Source organism: Helicobacter suis, from assembly GCF_902196135.1.
GTDB lineage: Bacteria > Campylobacterota > Campylobacteria > Campylobacterales > Helicobacteraceae > Helicobacter > Helicobacter suis_A.
Genome location: NZ_CABIKE010000010.1, coordinates 52,585 through 73,643, shown reverse-complemented (window position 1 = coordinate 73,643; position 21,059 = coordinate 52,585). Strand labels below are relative to the sequence as shown.

The 21,059-nt window shown below is 41.0% G+C and carries 18 protein-coding genes and 1 pseudogene; all 19 read left to right on the top strand.

Going from position 1 to position 21,059, the window contains the following annotated elements; translation table 11 throughout:
- Nucleotides 1–576 precede the first annotated feature (576 nt).
- Nucleotides 577–1,452 (top strand): annotated as a pseudogene (locus G6Q06_RS06505) (McrB family protein); the annotation flags it as partial.
- A gap of 47 nt (nt 1,453–1,499) precedes the next feature.
- Entirely contained in the window at nt 1,500–2,858 is a 1,359-nt protein-coding gene (locus tag G6Q06_RS06500; protein WP_163566090.1) for an McrC family protein, read from the top strand.
- Nucleotides 2,859–3,015: 157 nt separating this feature from the next.
- Nucleotides 3,016–4,023, top strand: a complete 1,008-nt coding sequence (locus G6Q06_RS06495; RefSeq protein ID WP_163566089.1) for an alginate lyase family protein — start codon at nt 3,016–3,018, stop codon at nt 4,021–4,023.
- 369 nt (nt 4,024–4,392) lie between these two features.
- Nucleotides 4,393–5,205 carry a CfrBI family restriction endonuclease gene (locus G6Q06_RS06485; RefSeq protein ID WP_163566088.1) on the top strand — a complete coding sequence of 271 codons (813 nt, stop codon included), beginning with the start codon at nt 4,393–4,395 and terminating at the stop codon, nt 5,203–5,205.
- Between the two features lie 132 nt (nt 5,206–5,337).
- Nucleotides 5,338–6,108, top strand: coding sequence for an integrase (locus tag G6Q06_RS06480; protein WP_163566087.1), 771 nt, complete (start codon nt 5,338–5,340; stop codon nt 6,106–6,108).
- Nucleotides 6,108–6,974 carry a DNA adenine methylase gene (locus G6Q06_RS06475; protein WP_163566086.1) on the top strand — a complete coding sequence of 289 codons (867 nt, stop codon included), beginning with the start codon at nt 6,108–6,110 and terminating at the stop codon, nt 6,972–6,974. The genes G6Q06_RS06480 and G6Q06_RS06475 overlap by 1 nt, the downstream gene beginning before the upstream one ends.
- Nucleotides 6,971–7,255 (top strand): TrbC/VirB2 family protein, encoded by a 285-nt coding sequence (locus tag G6Q06_RS06470; RefSeq protein WP_163566099.1) that lies wholly within the window; start codon nt 6,971–6,973, stop codon nt 7,253–7,255. The genes G6Q06_RS06475 and G6Q06_RS06470 overlap by 4 nt, the downstream gene beginning before the upstream one ends.
- 11 nt (nt 7,256–7,266) lie before the next feature.
- Nucleotides 7,267–7,530 (top strand): competence protein ComB, encoded by a 264-nt coding sequence (locus G6Q06_RS06465; RefSeq protein WP_163566085.1) that lies wholly within the window; start codon nt 7,267–7,269, stop codon nt 7,528–7,530.
- Nucleotides 7,531–7,547: 17 nt separating this feature from the next.
- A complete protein-coding gene (locus G6Q06_RS06460; RefSeq protein WP_163566084.1) occupies nt 7,548–7,841 on the top strand; it encodes a hypothetical protein in 294 nt (97 codons plus the stop codon).
- 12 nt (nt 7,842–7,853) lie between these two features.
- The gene (locus G6Q06_RS06455) at nt 7,854–10,268 is read left to right on the top strand and encodes a VirB4 family type IV secretion/conjugal transfer ATPase (RefSeq protein WP_163566083.1); all 2,415 of its coding nucleotides are present in this window, start codon (nt 7,854–7,856) and stop codon (nt 10,266–10,268) included.
- Between the two features lie 153 nt (nt 10,269–10,421).
- The gene (locus tag G6Q06_RS06450; RefSeq protein WP_163566082.1) at nt 10,422–11,609 is read left to right on the top strand and encodes a type IV secretion system protein; all 1,188 of its coding nucleotides are present in this window, start codon (nt 10,422–10,424) and stop codon (nt 11,607–11,609) included.
- A complete protein-coding gene (locus tag G6Q06_RS06445; RefSeq protein WP_163566081.1) occupies nt 11,606–13,129 on the top strand; it encodes a TrbG/VirB9 family P-type conjugative transfer protein in 1,524 nt (507 codons plus the stop codon). Before G6Q06_RS06450 ends, G6Q06_RS06445 begins: the two co-directional genes overlap by 4 nt.
- Nucleotides 13,119–14,369 (top strand): DNA type IV secretion system protein ComB10, encoded by a 1,251-nt coding sequence (locus G6Q06_RS06440; RefSeq protein ID WP_163566080.1) that lies wholly within the window; start codon nt 13,119–13,121, stop codon nt 14,367–14,369. Before G6Q06_RS06445 ends, G6Q06_RS06440 begins: the two co-directional genes overlap by 11 nt.
- Nucleotides 14,293–16,479 carry a collagen-like protein gene (locus G6Q06_RS06435; protein WP_163566079.1) on the top strand — a complete coding sequence of 729 codons (2,187 nt, stop codon included), beginning with the start codon at nt 14,293–14,295 and terminating at the stop codon, nt 16,477–16,479. Before G6Q06_RS06440 ends, G6Q06_RS06435 begins: the two co-directional genes overlap by 77 nt.
- Before the next feature lie 19 nt (nt 16,480–16,498).
- Nucleotides 16,499–17,470 (top strand): hypothetical protein, encoded by a 972-nt coding sequence (locus G6Q06_RS06430; protein ID WP_240329305.1) that lies wholly within the window; start codon nt 16,499–16,501, stop codon nt 17,468–17,470.
- A gap of 50 nt (nt 17,471–17,520) precedes the next feature.
- Nucleotides 17,521–17,757 (top strand): hypothetical protein, encoded by a 237-nt coding sequence (locus G6Q06_RS06425; RefSeq protein WP_163566078.1) that lies wholly within the window; start codon nt 17,521–17,523, stop codon nt 17,755–17,757.
- A complete protein-coding gene (locus G6Q06_RS06420; RefSeq protein WP_163566077.1) occupies nt 17,758–18,708 on the top strand; it encodes a CpaF/VirB11 family protein in 951 nt (316 codons plus the stop codon).
- Complete coding sequence (locus G6Q06_RS06415; protein ID WP_163566076.1) at nt 18,708–19,199, top strand: hypothetical protein; 492 nt, start codon at nt 18,708–18,710, stop codon at nt 19,197–19,199. Before G6Q06_RS06420 ends, G6Q06_RS06415 begins: the two co-directional genes overlap by 1 nt.
- 2 nt (nt 19,200–19,201) lie before the next feature.
- Nucleotides 19,202–21,055, top strand: a complete 1,854-nt coding sequence (locus tag G6Q06_RS06410) for a type IV secretory system conjugative DNA transfer family protein (protein WP_163566075.1) — start codon at nt 19,202–19,204, stop codon at nt 21,053–21,055.
- The last annotated feature ends 4 nt before the right edge of the window (nt 21,056–21,059 follow it).

Here is a 21,059-nt window from a genome sequence, read left to right as displayed (position 1 = left end):
ACTCCCCAGCGTGTTTACCTTTGAAGTAAACAAAAGAAGATTTGGTTAAACGGGTATAAAATTGTGGCTCAGCCTCAAAAGTAACGCCCCGTAATTCTTTAGGCATGTGTTTTTCTATGTAGGCTTTTAATTCCTCTTCTGTCATGTCCCTACCTTTTATACTTGTTCTTGGGGGAGTGTATAAAAGAAGGGGTCAAACCTGTAATAGAAGATAAGCAAGTGAACTATAAAATTGAAGATGGGATTTTTAAGCGAATTTGCGAAGCGTCGCAAGAAGATGCGTCGCAAAAAAAGGATTTTCTTAAGACAGATGAAAAGATCACACAAGAGATTGGAGTAGAAGATCTGTTAGAGGAATATGCACAATACATTAAAGAGCAACTGAAGATTAAAAAGCAGCTGAGCGAGGAAAAAACTCTAGAGCTGCTAGAGCTGGAAAAAACTCTAGAGCTGAAATATGAAGGTTCAAGAACAGAAATGAAAATTAGAGAGGTGGACCTGAAAAACGGTCTTTCTATTCATATTGGAAAAGACGGATCAACTTCAGGTCAGAAACTGGCAAAAGATGTTTTTGTGCGGGACTATTTGGATTTTAAGGATGGCAAAATCAAGAGCTATAAAGACATCAAACCTACGCGTCCCTCGCAAAAAGAAGACCATGGAAATTCGCGTTACTATTATGCTATGTTTAAAAAACTTAAGGAGTTTGAAGAAAACCAATACAACTCTACCCCACCAAGTCCCAAAGTGGAAGAAAGTAAACACCACTCTAATACCAAACTAAATCCCAAACCCCTCGCTAAAAAGCCCTACATTCTTATCATTGATGAAATCAATCGGGGGAATATCACTAAGATTTTTGGCGAACTCATTACCTTAATAGAACCTAGCAAGCGCATAGGCAATGAAGAAAGTTTAGAGGTTACTTTGCCCTATAGTCAAGAGTCTTTTGGTGTCCCTAATAATCTTTACATCATCGCTACAATGAACACCGCTGATTCAAGTATTGCCCTGCTAGACATTGCTTTGCGCCGTAGATTTAGTTTTGTAGAAATGATGCCCAAACCAACCCTTCTTAGCACAAATTGCGGCGGGGTGGATTTGCAAGAACTTTTAAAAGCAATCAATGAGCGCATAGAGTTTTTACTTGATCGAGATCACAGCATCGGGCATGCCTACTTTTTAGATTTAGAAACTTTGCAGGATTTACAAGATTGCTTTAAAAATAAAATTATCCCGCTTTTGCAAGAATACTTTTATGATGATCACGCCAAGATTGACGCGGTGCTTAATAAAAATGGCATGCTGGAAGCTAAGGATTTTAAGGGCACATCACAAGACCCTTTAAACGATTTTGTCGATTCTGATAAGAAAATCTACACCCTTACGGAAGCTAGTGAGTGGAAAGCTGAATATTTTATAAAAATTTATGGCAAAAAAGAAGAGGCATAAACGCCACCTGTTTCAGGTGAGTCTGTAAATCAAGCTGATAGATAGCCATGAAAACCATACCCACGCTTTATATAGGTGAATACCAAAGTTTTGGCAAACAAGACTTAAAAAAATGTCTAGCCACAGAACAACACAGAGCAGACAAAATATGGGAGGCTTTAAAACACTTTGCAAGCCAAGAACGCAACCAAGCTTTTTTGCGTTTTAAGAATCAAAATACCCTTACCACTCAAAATTATGTAGGTGTGATCCAACTTAAAAATTTTTGTATTGAGATTTTACCCAAGATATACGAGGCTAATCTATCAGGGCATAGCAAAGATTGCCCCCAAAAACTATATCCGCTAGATCGCCTTGAATTTATCAAAAAAGTCAGCCAGTTTATGAATCAAGAGGGATTTGAATTTGTTAGCCCCGCCTGTTCTCTTTGTTATGCAAGACAAATTTTGCTTAACTGTCTAAGCACGCTTAAAAATACTCCCTTTAAAAAAAGCTCCTTAGCCCATTTGACTAACGCGTCTCTGCCACTCTTAGAAATTTTTGCGCGCATGTTTTTAGAGGAGTGCCAACAACTTATTAAGCGGGGGCTGAAACGGGATTATTTAGCAATCTCTGAAAACCGCCACTTTTTGAAAGGCAAACTAGAATTTGCCAGCCATCTTAAAACTAATTTAATCCACAAGGAGCGCTTTTACACCACTAGCGATGCATATAGTTTAGATGTGCCCCCTAATCGTCTCATCAAATCCACACTTAAAATCCTCAAGTCCTTAGTGTTAAGCCCTAAGAGCCAAGAAAAATTAAATTCTGTGTGGTTTGTTTTAGATGAGGTGTGTGTAAGCCAAAATATAGAAAGCGATTTTGCAAAAAGTAAGCTCGCCACGCGTTTTAAAGAATATGAAAATCTTTTAGCATGGTGTGATCTTTTCTTGCGCCAAAAATCTTTAACCCCCTATAGTGGGACTGATTACGCCTATGCTTTTTTGTTCCCGATGGAAAAACTCTTTGAATCCTTTGTAGGATTTTGGTTACAAAAAAGTTTAGGAGATCTCTATACAGTGAGTTTGCAAGAACAAAAACACGATTTTATAAAAGACCGCCGTCTGCGCCCTGATATTATCTTAAGAAGTAAAAAAACGCCACAAAATAGATGTTGTATTTTAGATACCAAATGGAAAAAAGTTCAAGGGCTAGATGATGTATCTCAAGATGATCTGTATCAAATATGGGCTTATGCGAGTACATATGCCACCCTAGAGCAAACACGTATAAGCACTTGCTTAGTCTATCCATTACAAGACGGTATGCAAAGCACAGAAACTTTCCATGCGCGTCCATTTACAGATAAACCCGTTAAGCTTAAGATCGCATACTTTCCCCTAGATAACCACGATCATCTAAAATAACAAGAGAGGCTTAAGACCCTTTAAAAAATTTACCTGAGCCATTGAGTGGGAGTTAAAATTTACAAAAAGAATTTTGCGTAAAATCAAATCTAATTTTGGTTAAAATATATGAAAAGCCCAGATTTGTTGGTAAAATTAGCGGTGTTAAAGGCATACAATGAGAAAACGGATACTTTTAAGTTTATGTTTTTTAAGCTGTTTTTTAAGCACGCTGCAGGCCACGCAATATTTTTTTAGAGACTTTCATGCAAAGAATTTGGAATATGCGATCCATCTGAAAAGAAAACTGAAAAAAGAAATCCAAGCTTGCGCACAACTTAATACCTTGCCACATTACACACCAACTGGCGAAAGAAAAGCCGATTCTTGTAGCGCTGCATTTAAAAGATCGGCTACCATATCTTACGATCTGGCCTTAGGTTTTCTAACAAGCCAGAAATTAGAATACGCACAAAGAGCTAAAGAAATTTTAGAGAAGTGGGCACAAACACTTAAAGGGGTTGATTCAAAGGAAGCAGAAAATCTAATCAATTTTTACATGCCCTATATGAACATGGCTTATTCTTTAATCCGATCCAAATTTGCCAGCCCCTTATTTGAACGATTTTCTAGCAACATGTTCACTTACGCACGCCTTAATAAAGATAATAATATCGGAGCTTGGGCTATACTTTTGGGGGTGAGTACAGCGCTTGTAACCCACGATCATGATCTACTCTTAAGAATGGCTGATAAATGGCAAAAGTGGATTTTAAACGCCATTGATAGAAAGGGTGTTATGGCAAAAGAGATTGTGCGCACTAACACGGCTAATTATAACAGCGGGCCTAATAAGGGCATTAAAGGAATTGCCTATACACATTTTGCGCTTGAACCAATCAGTGTGGCTGGACAACTGCTTTGTGAAAATGGTTTTGATCTATGGCATAGCCGCGCGGCTCAAAGACTCTTTATTGCCTATAATAAAACCGCAGAATGGGTACTCAATCCTACGACCTTTCCTTATTACCAACCAAACTTAATTGGTATCAACCATGATGCTTATTTTTTGCTATTAAACCAATACTTTACAAGTTTAGCAGGGCAACAAGCAATCAAACAGGATCATTTTAAAGGCGATAAGTTTAGGTTGGAGTTTAATGATGATTTAAGGATTAGGGAGTAGGCATTTTGCATTGCCCTCAAAGGTAAAGCGCTAATTTCTTTGATAAATTCTATATTTTTTCTAAAAGTGCTCTTTTTTTGTTGGATAGAAATTATGAAGCACTATGACAAGCGCTTAAAAAATGATGATACGGTAGATAGCACTAATTGTTTGGTACACTACTCCAAAATCTGATAAAGATCACCCGGCAGCGTTTCCTAAAGAGCTTGTATAAAGGGTGCTTAAATATTATTCTTTTGAGGGAGATGTTGTGTGCGATCCCTTTGCAGGGAGTGGTACGCTAAAGAGTAGCCCAAAGAATGAAGCGCATCCCGCTTTTATGTGAACAGCATGACGAGTTTATTAAGAAATTAAAAAGAGAGGGATTGTTTGAACTTAGATGAGGTGATGGTGGGCGATTTAGATAGGCTTTTAAGAGGAGAGGATTATAGAGATGAAATTGTAAATGCGATCAATGTGGAGTTTTTAGACTTTGCCTTGTTTTTCTTTAGGCAAATTTTAGAGGCTAAAATGCAAGATGAGGCGCTCCATTTAGCCTGGTATAAAAAGCATTTTATTTGTAATCCAGATATAGCGCCCAAAGAAGCGGCTATTTATGCCGGGATTAATGAAAAGACCATCCGCAACATTTATGGGCGTGGGACAAAAGAGGTGATCTTAGATGTGGCACAAAATAACATGGATTATCTTGAAAATTTGCTACATGACCTAGGAGAGAGTGAGAATATAGGAATCCATCTTAAAATAACCCATAAAAGCATTAGTGTAGAGCTTGATTTAAATGAGTCGTTGGTGGTGATTAATGCCTTAGCCACTAAGAAAATCGCTTTGCGGGGTGGGGCGTGGAGTAGTGTGGGTAAGAAGGTGGAAAAGCCTTTGCTCCTAACATTGTGTCAAAAATGCGGTGTTTTTGAGGGGTTTTACAGCGCTAAGACTTTCTGTAAAGATAAAAGTCGGGAGTATAGAGTGGAGGTTAAATTGATGGGTAAGGGCAACCCGGAGTCTGCAGATGCAGTGATGGCCAGAGAATCGCATATTTTCATAGCCGATACACTGAGCGATCAAAATAAAAGACAACTTAAAGATTGGGGCGTGGCATTTTTAGAGCTCAAGGGCAATAAGCACTGTATTGATGATTTTAGAAACATATTAAAAAGATTACATATTCCATATAGAACCTAGAGTTATTATTTGCCGATGGTATGCGGGCTAAAAAATATTTTTAAATTCCCCTGCAAAGTAATCACATTCTTACCGGAATGTAACTTTTTTCTTCTCAGCCTCCACTAAGTCCCATCACTGGGGAGGACATAGATGCGTTATAGGCACAAGATTGTTAGGCCTAATTTAAATGTCAAAGATTTAAAACAGCTGTGGAATGCCAATGTGGCTTATTCCAGAGAGACTAAAAATCACTATTTTAGATGGCAAGAAGACATCGATTACAGGATTTTTAATGCCAACACTCTATGTGAGTCCGCAATATCTTTTTTTGGCTCATCAGGTTGTAGGCAGTTATATCTGATGCTTTGCAAGCTAGCTATGTGTGTTTCAAATAACAAAATCGCCCTAGATAGACACTATGCACACTATGCACTCCAAATTGTCCCTAGAACTTTGCGGATGCAATTAGACATCTTAGAAGAAGTGGGCTTGATTTCTTTGATCAAAGGCAAGCACCGCTATGCCTACATCTACTTGAAAGATTACCGCAAGTTATCAAACTATCAACCTGTGGGCTTGAACAAGAAAGCCAATATCCCCACACCTTTTTTCTTGGCTATCCTAGCTTATAGTAAAAAGATTGTCCAAGCTTTAAAAGAAGTGGCTTTTAAAATAAAAGGTAGACACGGACTTTTTAAACTCAAGTCCCCCAAAGATAGGGGGCGTATGCGCCGTTTCAATGATGTCATCTTAGAGTTTAGCCCTTTAGATGATCCTAACACCACCATCTTCATAACCTACGAGCAACTCACAGGTAAGCAAATCCCTAGTATGAAGTGCTTTTATCAGGTTGCCATTGTGAAGAAAAACTTGAAAGAAGGACTAAAGAATTTGTGGTTCGAGGATGGATTGGCAGCATGATGAAACTTCAAAGCAAACACCTTTGCACTGGCATCACCCTCACTCCCTCTCCCTTGCGTTATCCGGGTGGGAAAGGGGTTTTAAGCCCGTTTGTCAAGGGCTTTTTAGTTGAACAGCGCTTATTAGGCTCTGTCTTTGTAGAGTGCTTTTGTGGCGGTGCAGGTTTGGGCTTGTCCTTGTTGCTAGATAATGTGGTGGATCATCTGTATTTGAATGATTTAGACATAAACATCTATGCTATCTGGCATTCTATCCTCTATGAGACACAAGCCTTCATAGAGAAAATCCAAACCATAGAAGTCCATTTGGAACAATGGCACAAACAAAAAGAAGTTTTGAACAATCCGCCCTCTTTGCTAGATTTAGGTTTTGCGGCGTTTTTTCTCAATAGGTGTAATGTCTCTGGATTCATCCATAAGCCCCCCATAGGGGGATATAAACAAGAGGGCAAATATTTAATTTCTCATTGTTTCAACCGCGTCTTGCTCACCCAAAAGATTAAGAGCATTGCTGCTAGGCTGAATCGCATCACCATCAGCAACAAGGACGCGCTAGACTTTATATCTAGCCTAGACTTGCCTAAAGCTGTGTTGCTTTATTGCGACCCGCCCTATTACACAGCAGGCAAACAGACTTACAAGAAGTTTTTTACACAGCAACAACACACAGATTTAGCCACACGCTTAAGGGGCTTGAATGCCCCGTGGTTGTGCAGCTATGATAACCACCCACACATTCAAGAACTCTACAAAGATTGTTACTCTTTGGAGCTCTGCTGGCGTTACAACGCTAGCAAGAGCAAGGTGGGACAGGAGATGCTCTACTCTAACTATGAATTGGTTAAGGAGCGTAGTTTATGGGATTGAAAGGGAATAATCTGAGGCTGTTGATTTGTATATTGCTTTGTGTGGGAATGTTGCAAGCAGGGGGCTTAGAGAATCTGCAAAATGCCATCCAATCTTGGTTAAGTAGCGGCAGTGCCAAACTGATTTTAACCATCATCTTCATAGGCATTGGCATCTTTGTGTGGAAAAACTTAGATCGGTGGAAAGAGATTTTACTAACAGTTCTAGGTGTGGTGTTGGGTTGCCTAATCTTTTTTGGTGCACCTAAATTATCCACTTGGTTAATGCAGATTTTTCAGTGAAGGAAGAATAGATGCAAGTTGTGCAGGTGAGCGTGCCTAATTTAAGAGAAATCTCTAGCAAAGAAAAATTTCTCTGGCTCAATGCCAAGAGTTTTTTAATTTGCTTGCTCGTGCCCTTTGTGTTACTGCCCACCATTGGAGTCTTGTATGCCTTGCTGCTCTATGGTGTGCTTTTATTGGTGTTTAGCATTTTAGAATTTTTTGATGAGGACATCAGCGACATTTTGATCGCCCGCTCTAAGATTAAGACCAAGAGCACCAAGTTTTATGCGTAAAGCTAAAGGAAAACACGATGCAAGTCAGTCTTAAGATCACTAGTAAAACCTACAAAGAGTGCCAAAAGCAGGCTGAAAAGTATGGGGTGGATGTAGAAACTTTCCTAGCTAGCATCTTAGAGCGATCTTTCCAGCCCGTTCCTAAAGTTACAGGAAAGAAGCTCCAAGAGCTCCAAGCGGTGATGGATAGAATATTCAATACTTTTATTCAGATTGGGAGTTCTTTAGCGCAACAGGGGCGTTTTTTAGAGGCGCACTTGATATTTGAAGAGTTAGAAAAAGAGCTTTCCAAGCACCTAGAAATGGTTTAGGACTCCTAATTTATGCTAAGTGATTTGTTCACCTTTTGCAAACACAAGAGCATTGACTATCTAGCAGGTTTGATGCCTAAAACCTACTCTATGGTTGAGGAAAATAATATTCTGGGTATCTATGATCACCAATTTTTGCTCACCAAACAAGAAAATTTAGTAGGGTTGTTGGAATTGCAGGGTCTGAGCTATCTCAATTTGATGCAACAGGATTTAGAGCATTATTTTAATGCCCGCCAGAGTGCATTAGATAGCATCCCTAGTGGGGTGTGTCTTAGGATTGTGGCTAGAAGACGCAAGGAGCGTGTCAAACAAAATCCTCATTTAGATAACCCTTATGCGCAAGCCATTATTGCAGCCTTTGAGAGCAAAGAGATTTTTGATCACCGCTACTATCTGATCTTTGAGAGCACCACCAGCACCCTTAAGAGCTTTTTTGAAAAGAAAAAGCTAGAGATGACCACCTCTATAGGGGAAGGAGATACTAAAACCCCCATCACTTTTGCTAACAAGCACTCTATGCTCAAACAAGTGATTCAAAGAGTGGCCAATGCGCTCAAAGACTTCAACCCTAGAGAGCTTAGCAGCCAAGAAACCCTTAGATTCTATGCCGCATACATCAATGGTGTTGAGATGCCACTCAAGCCTAAAATGGGGGTTTTAAGCGATAGTTATATCGCCAGTGATATAGAGTTTTTTAAAGATTACTACACGCTCACCTTTAAGGGCAAGACCACCTACCAACGCTTTGTAGGGGTGAAAAACTATGAAAACCAAACCATCACTTCTGTAGCTCTCTCTTGCTTGTTACATTATGCATGTGAGCTAGACATTATCTTTTCTATAGAGCCTTTGGGCACTTTTGAGAGTTTGCATTTCTTAAAAGTGCGCAAGAAATTTAGTTTTGTTAATTTTGTCAAAGAGGAGTTAGATAGATACATTGATCTGGTGCAAGCCTCTAGGCTCTCTATGCAAAAAATTGCCTTGAATGTGCTCATCAAAGCAGAAAGTAAAGAGAGTTTAGACAGGCACACGCAAGCAGTTTTAAGTTTGCTTAACAATGAAGGCTTGGTGAGCAAAGAGGAGACTATTGGGATGATACCCTCTTACTTTTCTTTCTTTCCGGGTCGGATGGACTTAAACTATAGAGCTAGATACCAGACTTCTAGCGTGATGGCGGCCTTGATCTTATTTGAAAAGAATAACAGGGGCTTTAAAGCCAACTCTTGGGGAGATATGCCCTTGAGTGTGTTTAAGAATTTGGATCACTCCCCTTATTTGTTCAATTTTCATAACCAAGAAGTCCAACATAAGGGCGTGTTAGCCCACAATATTGCTAGAGTCAATGGACACACGATGATTATCGGAGCAACAGGAGCAGGCAAGACCACCTTGATGAGCTATTTGATGATGAGCGCACTAAAATACCCCAATTTAGACATTCTAGCCTTAGATAGACTCAATGGCTTGTATTCCTTCACTAAATACTTTGGAGGGGTGTATAACAATGATGAAGAGTTTTACATTAACCCTTTGACTTTAGAGGATTCTAAAGAAAATGTAGAATTTTTGTGGAGCTTTTATACTTACATGCTAGGCATTGAATCTACCAACAAAAGAGATAAAGAGCTCACAGAAGATCAAAATGCCGTGCGCAATGCCATTAGGAGTATGTATGATGAACACAGGCAAGCTAAGAAACAAGGCCTTTATAAGCCCTATACTCTAGAAGAATTTGTGAACACCTTCATTAAAACACAATCAGGGCAGATTCAAGAAGCCCTGCTGCATTATTGCAAGAACCCCATTTTCAATGCTCGAGAGGATTGTTTGGAGTTCAAGACGCGTATTACCACCATCAATATGGACGCTGTGATTAATAACCAAAAAGACGCAGGGCTACTTGCTTATTACATTTTCTATAAGCTCATCCATAGAGCCTTGCACACCAATCGGGGCTTTTTTTGCTTCATTGATGAGTTTAAATCCTATGCGCAAAATGCGCTGATGAATGACAAGATTAATCTCATCATCACCCAAGCGCGCAAGGTCAATGGGGTGGTTGCTTTAGCTTTGCAAGACATCCACCAGTTAGATGAAGTGAAAAATGCCGACAGCTTTATTAAGAATATGGGCACGCTTATCTTCTATCCCCAAAAGAACATCAATACAGACAAGCTCAAAGACAAGTTTGGCATCAAACTTAGCGATTTAGAACGCCATTTCCTAGAAAACACCAATGTTGCTAGCCACCAGATTTTAATTAAAAATATGAATGATAGCACTTCTAATGTGGTGGATGTGAGTTTGGCTGCTCTGGGTAAGTATTTGCCTATCTTTAGTTCTAATGCCAGCACTATGGCACACATCAAGCATTTAATCAAGCAATACCCAACTAGCTGGAGAGAAGTGTTTGTGCATGGCTAAAAAGATAAAAAAATACCTTGAAATTGCTCTAGTGAACCTAGCCCTCACACTACTATTCTTGGGCATTCTTGCTTTGCTGTGTGGCTGTTCAGACAAGTTTATAGAGATGAAAAAATCGCCGTGTGCTGTTATCTTAGGATTTTGGGAGTCTTTATGCCTGAGCTCACTAAGCAACGCCTAGAGCTTGAGAAAATGGTAGAACGCTTTAGTGGTGGTGTGTTTGAACAAGAAGATTATGTTCATTTTGCTAAACTCAGTGTAGCCTTGCTCGTGAAACTTTTAGATAAGCAAGAGCAAGTCCTAGAACACACCCATGCAACACCAACACAAGAACTAGAAACACCCAAACAGCTCATTAAGCCAGAACAAAAGCCTAATGCGGATAACCTAGAGCGACAGGATGAGGATGTTTTGCTCACCCAAGCAGACACGACTACTCAAGTAGATACGCTTATAGCACAACACATCAGCAGACAAAAAGCAGAACAGGAATTAGATTTTGAGCAATTAGAGCAAAAAATCAAATCCCATGTGTTGCCCCAAATGCAGGCTACTCTCAATGCGCATTTGCAGCAAATCCAAACAGAGATTGAAAACAAGATAGAGAAATTTACGCTTAATCAGCTAGACCTTGGGAGTGTGTTTAGACTAGAGAGAAAGATGACACAAGTAGCCTTTAGGCTTGCCTTACTAGGGGGCTTTGTTGTGATTGCTTTGAGTTTAGCCATTGTGTTTATGATGCCCTTAGTTAGGGTTGAGCCCCTGCTGATTGACTTTGCCAATGCAGACAAGCATTTTGCCATCATCCAGCGTGCAGATGCCAAGATAGAGCAAAATGAAGCCTTGATGCGCGCTTTGGTGGGTAGCTATATTCTTAATAGAGAGACCATTAACCACATAGACGATCAGGAGCGCTATGAAAGTGTGCGCTTGCAGAGCACAAGCGCAGTGTTTAAAACCTTTGAAGGCTTAGTAGCTGGAGAGCACAGCATCTATACTAACGAAAATATTGATAGAGAAGTCAAGATCATTAATATCTCTATTTACAAAAAAGGCAAGGCGCAAAATATTGCCGTGTCTGATGTGGTGGTAAAACTCTTCAATCAGGGCTATTTAAGTTATGAGAAGCGCTACCGTATCACCCTGAGCTTTACTTTCTTAGAAAAATTAAAATTTGATTATAACTCCATGCCCAAAAATCCTACAGGATTTGAAGTTCTTAAATACTCCATTACAGAAATAGCGACAATCAAGGCGCTAGATACAACCCATAAAATCCATAAGCTCCCTAGGAGCAAGATTATTTACCAAGGTGAAGGGAATAAAGGAGAGGGGCAATGAGGGCAGTAAATAGAACACATACGCCCCTTGTATCTCTATACGCTCTATCTCTATGTGCTAACGCAATCTTATTAAGCACTTTACACGCAGAAGCCCAGAATGCCGATGGGTATATGCCTCCTGTATTTGATCATCCTGTAGATCATCAAGCCCCAGCACACCCAAACCCCTATCCAGCCCCTACAAGCCAGCCAACACCTCCGACAAACCCATACACCGCTCCAAATGCACCACCCCCCAGTGCACCCACACCCTTTAGTTCCAAGCCAACGCCTGTCAAGCCACAAGAAGAGAAGCCTAAAGTTTCTGCTTTTAAAGACAATTCCAAATCCCAAACTATCCTAGAAAACAAAGGCTTAGTTGGAAAGAATAGCGACAGCAGTGATGTTAACGATAGCTTTGAGGAGAGCGATTCACCTACTCCTATGCAAAACTTGCATGCCATCCAATCTAACTTTTTTGGCAAAAGACACTCTAAGAGAGACAACACCACTTTCATTGATTATCACATTGGCGAAACCTACAATGTCCGTTTGCGCTATGCCATGACCACCACTTTCATTTTCAATGACAATATCTCTCAAGTCATTTTAGGCGATGAGATTGGCTTTTCTACTAAAATGCTAGGCACAGATAAAGAACACTTGATTGGCAACATCTTGCTAATCAAACCCCTACAAATTGGCGTAGATAGTAATTTAACCATTGTGGGCAAGAGTGGGAAGGTCTATAGTTTCTATATCTTTTCTACAAACTACACCAGCCACAAGACCCCTGCACTCATTGTCTATGTCTCTTCTAAGGATTTTTTCAAGCCTTTAAGAGAGCCAGCAGAGGAAAAAGTGTTAGAGCCCACCACCACAAAGGACATAACACCCCAAAAGCCAACAGCGCGCAAGAAGATAGCCAAGCGCAAGAAAAAACTTAAAAAGACAGAAGCACACAAAAGCACACCAAGCCACTTGCCAAGCAAAGAACCACCCAAAGCACTATCCCCTGAACAGATTAACCGCCGCTATGCTAGCGATGCTTTTTCTGTAATCACCAACAACACCAAAGATTCTAGAAAATCCCCAAATACAGAGGATGACTTTAAAAAACTAGACTATGCCGCACAAGTGAGTGATGATGGCAAATATCTTAGAATTGGCGATGCGATCAACCACATCTACATTGAAAAGTCCAAGATAGAACGGGGTTATGTGATTATGCCCTTTAAAAAGCGCAAATGGTATTGTTTCTGGATTTGCAAAAAACCTAGCAAGAAAACCCACGCTTTCAAGCCCCTAGATATTTTCAACGATCAGCAATTCACCTATTTTAAGTTTAACAGAGCTAACGCCTATTCTAAATTTCCCGTGCTCTACAAGGTGGTTGATGGCTATGACAATCCAGTTAATAGCCGTGTGGTAGGTGATTATATCATTGCTGAGGATGTGAGTGATGTGTGGGATTTGAAAATGGGCAAGGACTATATTTGTGTCAAAAAACTCCACTCAAAGAGTAGAAATGGATGCTAACACCAAGAAATGGCTCAAAAGAGGAGGGATTGTGCTGGGGGGAGTTTTAGGCTTGTTTGTGCTAGCCATAGTAGTGGATAAGAGCACAGGAAAGTCTAAAGAAGAAATCCTTGAACTAGAGGAGAGCACCTATCCTTTGAGTGATTATTTTTTCATCAAAGAAAAAGACAAGCACCAGAATTTGCAAGACACAGGAGTAGAAACACACCAGAATAACACCAAGAAAGACTACGATGCTATCAACAAGGAGCTAGAAGCGCAAAACAAAGCCCTAGAGAAAGCCTTAGAGAGCGCCAAGCAAGAAGCTAAGAAACTCCCACAAGTGGTGGTGCTTAAAAACACAGAGACACCCAAGTCTATTGGGAGTGTGGCAACACCCCAGCCTGTTGCTCCTATTGTGCCCCCACGCACCAGAAGACTCACCAAAGAGCAATTAGAGCTCTTAAACTCTAGGATGAGCCCCTTTGAACCTCTTCCAGATGCGCCCAAAGCAGAGATTGACTATGGAGTAGATAGCTTTGAAAATCTCAAAGCCCAAGATAAAGGCACAAATGAGAATAAGCTCTTAAGAACCATCACCGCTGATAAGATGATTCCTGCCTTTCTCATCACGCCCATCTCTAGCCAAATTGCGGGCAAGGTTACTGCACAGGTAGAAACAGACATCTTTGCCAACATGGGCAGGGCTGTGCTCATCCCCAAAGGTTCTAAGGTTATTGGCTATTACAATAACAATAACAAAATAGGCGAATACCGCCTCAACATTGCATGGACGCGCATCATCACGCCTCAAGGCATCAACATTATGCTTACCAATGCTAGAGGGGCAGATGTGAAGGGCTACAACGGACTTATTGGCAAGGTCATTGCACGCAATTTCTCTAAATATGGCATGCCCTTGCTCACCTCCACTCTCTCTAATGGCTTGCTCATCGCGCTCACCTCTGCTCTGGCTAATAGACAAAATAAGGCTGGTGTGGGCAATCCCTTTTTTGGGGACTATCTCTTGATGCAACTGACCCGCAACACAGGAATGAGTCTCAATCAGATCGTGGGGCAAATCCTAGCAGACAAAGCCCGTATCAATCCTATTATCATCATTAGAGAAGGGAGTCGGGTGTTCATCTCGCCTAATTTAGACATCTTTATTCCTAAGCCTAGGCATGGGGAAGTCCTCGCACAATTTTTTAAAGAAAAAAAGCCCATCAAGCAAGAGGAGGATAATGAAAATGAATTTTAGCCTAACAAAATGGTGTTTCTTAGCTTTGTTGTTGCCTATTTATGCCCACGCTTTGGTGATCCAGATAGATCATGGCATTGATTTTTCTAAGAGAAAGGGGGATTTGAGTGGTTATGTGGTGTTCAAAAAGCGCGTGCACAAAGAGCTCCTAGCACTGGGCAAATACCAAGTCTCTAGGAATAAAAAAAGCGTGCTTTTCACCATCACACACATCAAAAAAGCAGAAAATTATAGGACCTTGAGTGCCCAGCCCAGCGCCATTAAGGAGACTAGGGGCAAGAGAGGATTAAAGAAAGGCACAAGAATTGTCTTGGGTGGAGAAAATAATGCCGAAATAGCCACTCTTTTAAATGTGAATCAAGAGGCCTATAGGGCCAGTAAGGGCGGGAGAGGGTTTAGCACTGCAAATAGCACTACAGGAAGTTCAGTGGGCTCTGCTGCTAATACAGGCAATAGCTCTATAGCAAAAGGCACACAGGATAGCATGGTGGGCACACAAGGCATAGGCAACAACCCCTTTCCAGCCATTGGGGGAGGCAATACCAGCTCTACGAGCTCTGTCTCTAATGGTTATCCTTTGGGCAGTGGATTAGGATTAGGTGGGCGCTCCATTATGCCCTTGCCATTTGCTGAAGGGATTAATGGGGGCGGTGGGAGTAATGGGAGTAATGCTAGCAAGGGTGATGTTGCTAGTAACAACACAGCTAGTGGGGCGGCTAATGCCAGCCCATACACCACGCTGTTTTGTAGCGCGCCTATTAGGCATGGTAACCAGATGGACATTAACATCGTAGATCGCGATGGCAAATGCGTATCCATGCAAGCTTATAGAGATGACAATACCTGCACCTACCGCTATGATTTTGAAAAAGGCAAGGCTATCAAGCAAACACAATTTTACTTTATCAGTAGAGAAAACAAAAGCTTTAATATCGGAGGGTGTGTGGATTTGCAAGGTCCTGAGTATGCATTTACTCTCTACCAAGATGATAGCAAGTGCAAACTACAAACCACCAAAGATAAAGCCTATGGGAGTGGACAGGCGAGCTTTTTTCAGACCCAAATCCTATTTAGAGGAGCAGATGGCTTAATCCATATGGCTAAAGATTGTAGCGATTTTGCCAATGTGCAAGAGGAGCTCATTAGATATGATAATGACAGCGCGGCTAAGAAAGTCAGGCGCATTGTGGATCAATACTATATTGATCCGGTGAGCAAGAAAAAGATTTTCATCTCGCATGGCATTGTGAGCCCTATTGAGTTGGATTATCAAGAATATGCGTGTGGCAAATGGGAATTTGATGATGCCAATCTGCAAGCCACTAGACCAACACAGATTAGAGCCTTTGATACAATGGCTAATGCTTACTATGATGTTACAGGGTGTGATTACAGCGCAGCACTAGACAAAACCCCAAAGATTGTGCAGCCCTACACGCAAATCAACACCACTAGCTCTATAAAAAATGAAGAAGTAGATGACTTGGATACCTCTAAGGGCAGCTCCCTAGACTTGCCAGAATACAGGACTTTTGAAATCAAAGAGAGGGTTTTAGGCAGTGGCAATAGGACTTCGTATTCTCATTGTGATGATGGGTGGAATAGCTGGACAAAATCAAAAGACTACACAGCTTATTACAATGGCGATTTAAGAACCATAGCTAAATGGAGCACAGAGTACAAAACCATCAACACGGGTACAACACAGGTTTACATCCGCCCTAGAAATGATGGAGATGGTGAGGCACAATACAACACCTATAAGTTTTACTATGTCTCTAAGGCTAAAAAGGAGCTCAAGCGCACACCTCTGTCAATAGATATTAACGCGCGCAACCTAGATGACACTTACCGCCACAATGTAGAGTTGGTGATTCTGTCTAAAAAGCTCAATTTGAATACAGGAGTCTTAGGACTTATCAACACACCTGAATTTAACACTTGGAAGCAACAAAACTACCATCCGGGCAATGGCAATTTGTGCCTGAATTATTCTACACGCAGTGGAGAATCTTGGAAGCCTAGTAGCAAGGCTAAGTATTGCACTTGGGGAGAGACTCCCGATGCCAACTATAGTTGTGCCCAGCACAATGACTTTGTGTTACCTTAATTTAGCCAAAGGAAGTTTTATGTGCAAGCCATCATTGTTCATTTTAGGATTCTTAGGGATGTTGTACGCTACAGAGGATACAGAGGGCTTTTTAGCTCACATGCCTAATGCTACAAAACCCACAGAAAATGCCCCAGAACCTCCAAAGAGAGTAGAAACACAACAAGCGCTAGTAAAAACGCAGAAAAAACAGATACCAACCCTTCAAGAGAGACCCTTATTAGACGCACAAACCTTGCAAAAGCAAGTGATCCAGCAAGAAAAACAAAAGATTAAAGCACAGCGCCAAGCAAGAGCGGTACTCGTCAAAAATGGTTGGTTCTTGGGCACTGAGATAACTATCAGTGGAACAGATTTAAGAGAAGATTTGAGCAGGTTGAATGGAGCAACAGATACTTTAGTATTTTATCAGGGCAGAGCGCAGAGGGCGAATTTTAACATGGGAGTAGTGGGGGGTTATCAGCACTACTTTGGCAACACCCAAAAGCACGGGATTAAGATGAGTGCACACTTGTATGGAGGCACGCCTAGTGTTGTGAATACACCTATGATAGATGCCAAAACAAGCCTGATTACCACTTACACGCCTCTAAGCTTTGGTTTAGATGTGAAGTATGTCTATGATTTTTTCAACCACATCGGCAAACACCGCCACACTTTGGGCTTGTCTGTGGGGGCTGGGTGGCGGATGTATGAATACTTTGCCAGCATTGAAGCTTTTCACACACGCATAGGAGTTCTCACGCCTACCAGCCCTAAAAATATTTTCAATCAAGGCTTCTACCCTACCATTGGTTTGCACTACTACTTAAACCACCACCAGTTTGGCATCAACTATCGCTTTGGAGGAGCGATCCATTACACCTCCAGCGTAGAGAGCACTATTCAAGAAAAAAGCGGTCGTTTTAAAGCAGAGGTGCTATTTGATAGTTTTAAAACAAAGCTTAGCAATAGCAGTTATATCAGCTTGAATTATGCATATCTGTTTTAGGAAAAGATGCAATGCAAAAGCAAGAGATGAACCCCATTCAAAGGATCGAAATGGATAACAACCCTAGCACAGCAAACCAAGCCATAGATGCACAAGCGCTTTTAAAGCGCATGGATGCCTTGAGCTTTATAGATCAAAGAGAAAAGAAATTGCGCCAACAGATAGAAAAATTGAATGCCAAAATCCAGAGCACCACTTTAGCTTATGAAAGAGAACACCACAAGCAACTACTCAAGGCTAAGGAATTGTGCGATGAGCTAGAAAGCTTGCAGAAAAAAAGGACTTAGATGTTAGATTTAAGCCCGCTTGCTAAATACAGAAACCTGAAAGCCTGCATTGAGAGCTTTCTGCCCTACTTAGAAAGTGGCATTACAGAGCTCATCTGCAATACAGAAAAAGAGCTGTGGCTTTATAGACTAGATGGCATGCGTGAAAAAATCAAGGATGAGAGTTTCACTAAGGACTTTCTGATTAGATTTGCAGAACAACTAGCTAGCTACAGAGATTTATTTTTTAACCACTCCTATCCCACACTTAACACCTCTATTCCTTTCACGCGTTATCGCGTGAGTGTGAACCACTTTAGCATCGCTGCAGATGATCAGCCCTCTTTAAATATCCGTGTGCCCAGTGAGAGAAAGTTTGAGTTAGAAGAGTTTGCGCTCAGAGATGACAAGTTCAGCTACGATGATTTGAAACACATCGCCTTAGAAGGGCATAACATGCTCATTAGTGGGGGCACAGGCTCAGGTAAGACAAGCTTTTTAAATGCCCTGATAGGCTATATCCCTAGAGAAACCAGAGTTTTAAGCATAGAGGATAGCCAAGAATTAGACTTGAGGGCTTTTGAAAACCATAAGTCTTTGTTAGTGGGCAAGAATGAGGGGGCAAACTTCACTTATGAAAACGCCCTGAATATGGCAATGCGCATGAGTCCGGATAGATTAATGGTGGGCGAGATTGATACGCGTAATGCTTTGTTATTTTTAAGATTTGGCAATACCGGACATAAGGGCATGGTCTCTACCTTGCATGCTAATAGTGTATACCAAGTCATAGAAGCTATCGCGCTTAATTTGCGGATGAATCGCGTGGATATGGAGTTGCAGGTGGTGCGGGACTTTTTTAAAAGTGCCATTGATGTCGTGGTGCAGATTCACTACGATAGGACCACTAACACAAGATACATCCAAGAAGTGGTGTGGACAAGCGATTTAGACAATCTCAAGGATATTTGATGAAAAAGAGCAAAAGAATCACCGGACTTAGAATCCAGTGCTATGTAGGAGAAAAGGCCAAAACCATTCTGCAAGAACAGATGCTCAAGCACCAAAATATAAGCCTAACAGCTCTCATAGAAAGATTAATTTTAAATTCTAATCCTAGGTCTTATCGCACACCTCCAAAACCCATTAGAACCTACTTTGAAAGTATTTTCAAAATTATTGAACTTAACCAGCACTTGTATGTGCAGATGAATGCCAATGCTTCTAATTTGAATCAAATGATGCACCACGCCAACATGGCTATGAAAAAGAACCAGCTACTAGAACCTGCTTTTTGGGAGCAGGCTTTCATTTTAATAGAAAAGATAGATGAGAACATTTGGCATCTAAGAAAGTTGCTATTAGAACTCTTATATCAAGTCTATACAGACATTGAAGAGAAAGAAAAAGCCAGTGCTCTAAAAAGAGCCCTTGCTCTTTTAAAACCACAGGCAAGCAGATAACTATGAAACAACAATTCATTGCTTGGATGAGCTTGTTATTAAGCGTGTTAGGCATACCGGTATTTTTCATACTGGCTAATTGGTATGCCTTTGAGGGTTTGCATAGTTTTAGCGATGCCTATGTCTTTTCACATTCCATTATCTTGGGTTTGCAACAAGGAGCAAGTGTGTTAGATTTGAAATTTGAAGTCTATATCAGTGCACTTTTGGCTCTCACGCCCTTAATCGCCACTCTCTATTTGCTCATGCCCAAGACCTCCAAAAAGACCCATGGCTATGCCAAATGGGCAGGGGTGAAAGACATTGAATGCTTTAAGATCTACTCTAAAGAGGGCTTTTTTAAAACTATCCATCCTTTAGGTGTGTGCTTTAATAAGGGCTTTGTCTTGGGCAAGTTTGGTTTTCCTTTTGCTAAAAGTGTGTGTTATGACAAGCCCTTAGGGGCAATGATTGTTGCACCCCCCGGAGCGGGCAAGACAGCCGCCATTGCCATCCCTAACTTATTGAGTTTGCCCACCTCTTGCATTGTTACAGACATCAAGGGCGAGCTTTGCTCTGTGAGTGCAGGTTATAGACAACAGGCTTTAGGCAATGAGATTTTCATCTTTAATCCATTTGGAGAGGACAACACTTGCTTTTTTAATCCCTTCGACAAGCGCTTAATAGAACCGATGAACTTTGATGCTAAGCTTAGATTAGTGCAAGAAGTGGCTAATAATATCTTTATCCAAGAGGACAAACAAGAGGATCACTGGGTGGCTAAGGCTAGGGAATTGTTCTCTTTCTATGCGCTCTATGATGTTTGCACTAAGAACCAATCAAACTTCTATGACATTGCCATGGGTCCTAATCAAGATTTTGTGGCTTTAATCCATCCTCAAAGCAAGTATTACAAGATGCTTTACCAGCACGATCAGAATGGTAATTTGGTGCAAAATCCCAATGCCAATCCCGCCCAGCTCTTTTATCTGCAAGTGAGCGATCAAAAATACATAGATGTAAACGATCCTAGAAACTACGATCCTAATGAACCTGAACCTGAGCACCGCGCAGAGGGGGTGCTAGATGAGATTATTAGAAATGATGCGCGGGGCTGGGCAAATGCAGCTGAAGAGGAATTTGCGAGCATCAAATCTACCTTTAATCGCTTTGTGAGCGTGTTTAAAAGCCCACAAGTCAAAGAAGCCACTTCTAAGATGAGCTTTGAATATGCAGATTTTAGAAAGAAAAACATCACGCTTTACATCAAAATTGCCCAAACAGATATCACCACTCTAGCTCCTCTTATTAGAACGCTCTTAGAGAGCATCGCTAAAAACTTATTGCTTGAGGAGAGCAAAAAGCCCAGTGAGCGTATTTACTTTATCTTGGATGAATTTGTGCGCTTTGGCAAGCTCCCCTTTTTGCTAGAGATGCCGGCTCTGTGTAGGAGCTACAATGTCGTCCCCTTATTCATCACACAGGACTATGCGATGATTAGGAAGTATTACAGCGATGACGAGCTCAAGGTGTTAAAGGGGGTGGTGCATTATAACATTGTCTTTAAGATGAATAGTGCCGAGGATGCTGAGATTATCTCTAAAGAAGTGGGGCAATTTACCCGCTTGAGCAAAAACACCTCTACAGAGAGAGGACAACTTGTTTTTGGAGGCACAAGCTCTTATTCTTTAGAGGGCAAAGAATTGCTCACCCCTCAAGATATTTTAAATATCCCGGATGATGAAGTGATTATCGTGGTTACGGGCAAAAAGGCGACCCCCTTAAAGCTCAAGGCTAATTTCTATTTCAAGGATAAAGAATTATTAGGACGGGTTGGCTGGAAACTTCAAACTACAAATCCAAACTTAGGGGATTAAAGAT

Coding starts and splice junctions, on each gene's coding strand:
- G6Q06_RS06500 (WP_163566090.1), top strand. CDS start 1,500: ATGAAAACCATACCCACGCTTTATATAGGTGAATACCAAAGTTTTGGC.
- G6Q06_RS06495 (WP_163566089.1), top strand. CDS start 3,016: ATGAGAAAACGGATACTTTTAAGTTTATGTTTTTTAAGCTGTTTTTTA.
- G6Q06_RS06480 (WP_163566087.1), top strand. CDS start 5,338: ATGCGTTATAGGCACAAGATTGTTAGGCCTAATTTAAATGTCAAAGAT.
- G6Q06_RS06475 (WP_163566086.1), top strand. CDS start 6,108: ATGAAACTTCAAAGCAAACACCTTTGCACTGGCATCACCCTCACTCCC.
- G6Q06_RS06465 (WP_163566085.1), top strand. CDS start 7,267: ATGCAAGTTGTGCAGGTGAGCGTGCCTAATTTAAGAGAAATCTCTAGC.
- G6Q06_RS06460 (WP_163566084.1), top strand. CDS start 7,548: ATGCAAGTCAGTCTTAAGATCACTAGTAAAACCTACAAAGAGTGCCAA.
- G6Q06_RS06455 (WP_163566083.1), top strand. CDS start 7,854: ATGCTAAGTGATTTGTTCACCTTTTGCAAACACAAGAGCATTGACTAT.
- G6Q06_RS06450 (WP_163566082.1), top strand. CDS start 10,422: ATGCCTGAGCTCACTAAGCAACGCCTAGAGCTTGAGAAAATGGTAGAA.
- G6Q06_RS06445 (WP_163566081.1), top strand. CDS start 11,606: ATGAGGGCAGTAAATAGAACACATACGCCCCTTGTATCTCTATACGCT.
- G6Q06_RS06440 (WP_163566080.1), top strand. CDS start 13,119: ATGGATGCTAACACCAAGAAATGGCTCAAAAGAGGAGGGATTGTGCTG.
- G6Q06_RS06435 (WP_163566079.1), top strand. CDS start 14,293: ATGGGGAAGTCCTCGCACAATTTTTTAAAGAAAAAAAGCCCATCAAGC.
- G6Q06_RS06430 (WP_240329305.1), top strand. CDS start 16,499: ATGTGCAAGCCATCATTGTTCATTTTAGGATTCTTAGGGATGTTGTAC.
- G6Q06_RS06425 (WP_163566078.1), top strand. CDS start 17,521: ATGGATAACAACCCTAGCACAGCAAACCAAGCCATAGATGCACAAGCG.
- G6Q06_RS06420 (WP_163566077.1), top strand. CDS start 17,758: ATGTTAGATTTAAGCCCGCTTGCTAAATACAGAAACCTGAAAGCCTGC.
- G6Q06_RS06415 (WP_163566076.1), top strand. CDS start 18,708: ATGAAAAAGAGCAAAAGAATCACCGGACTTAGAATCCAGTGCTATGTA.
- G6Q06_RS06410 (WP_163566075.1), top strand. CDS start 19,202: ATGAAACAACAATTCATTGCTTGGATGAGCTTGTTATTAAGCGTGTTA.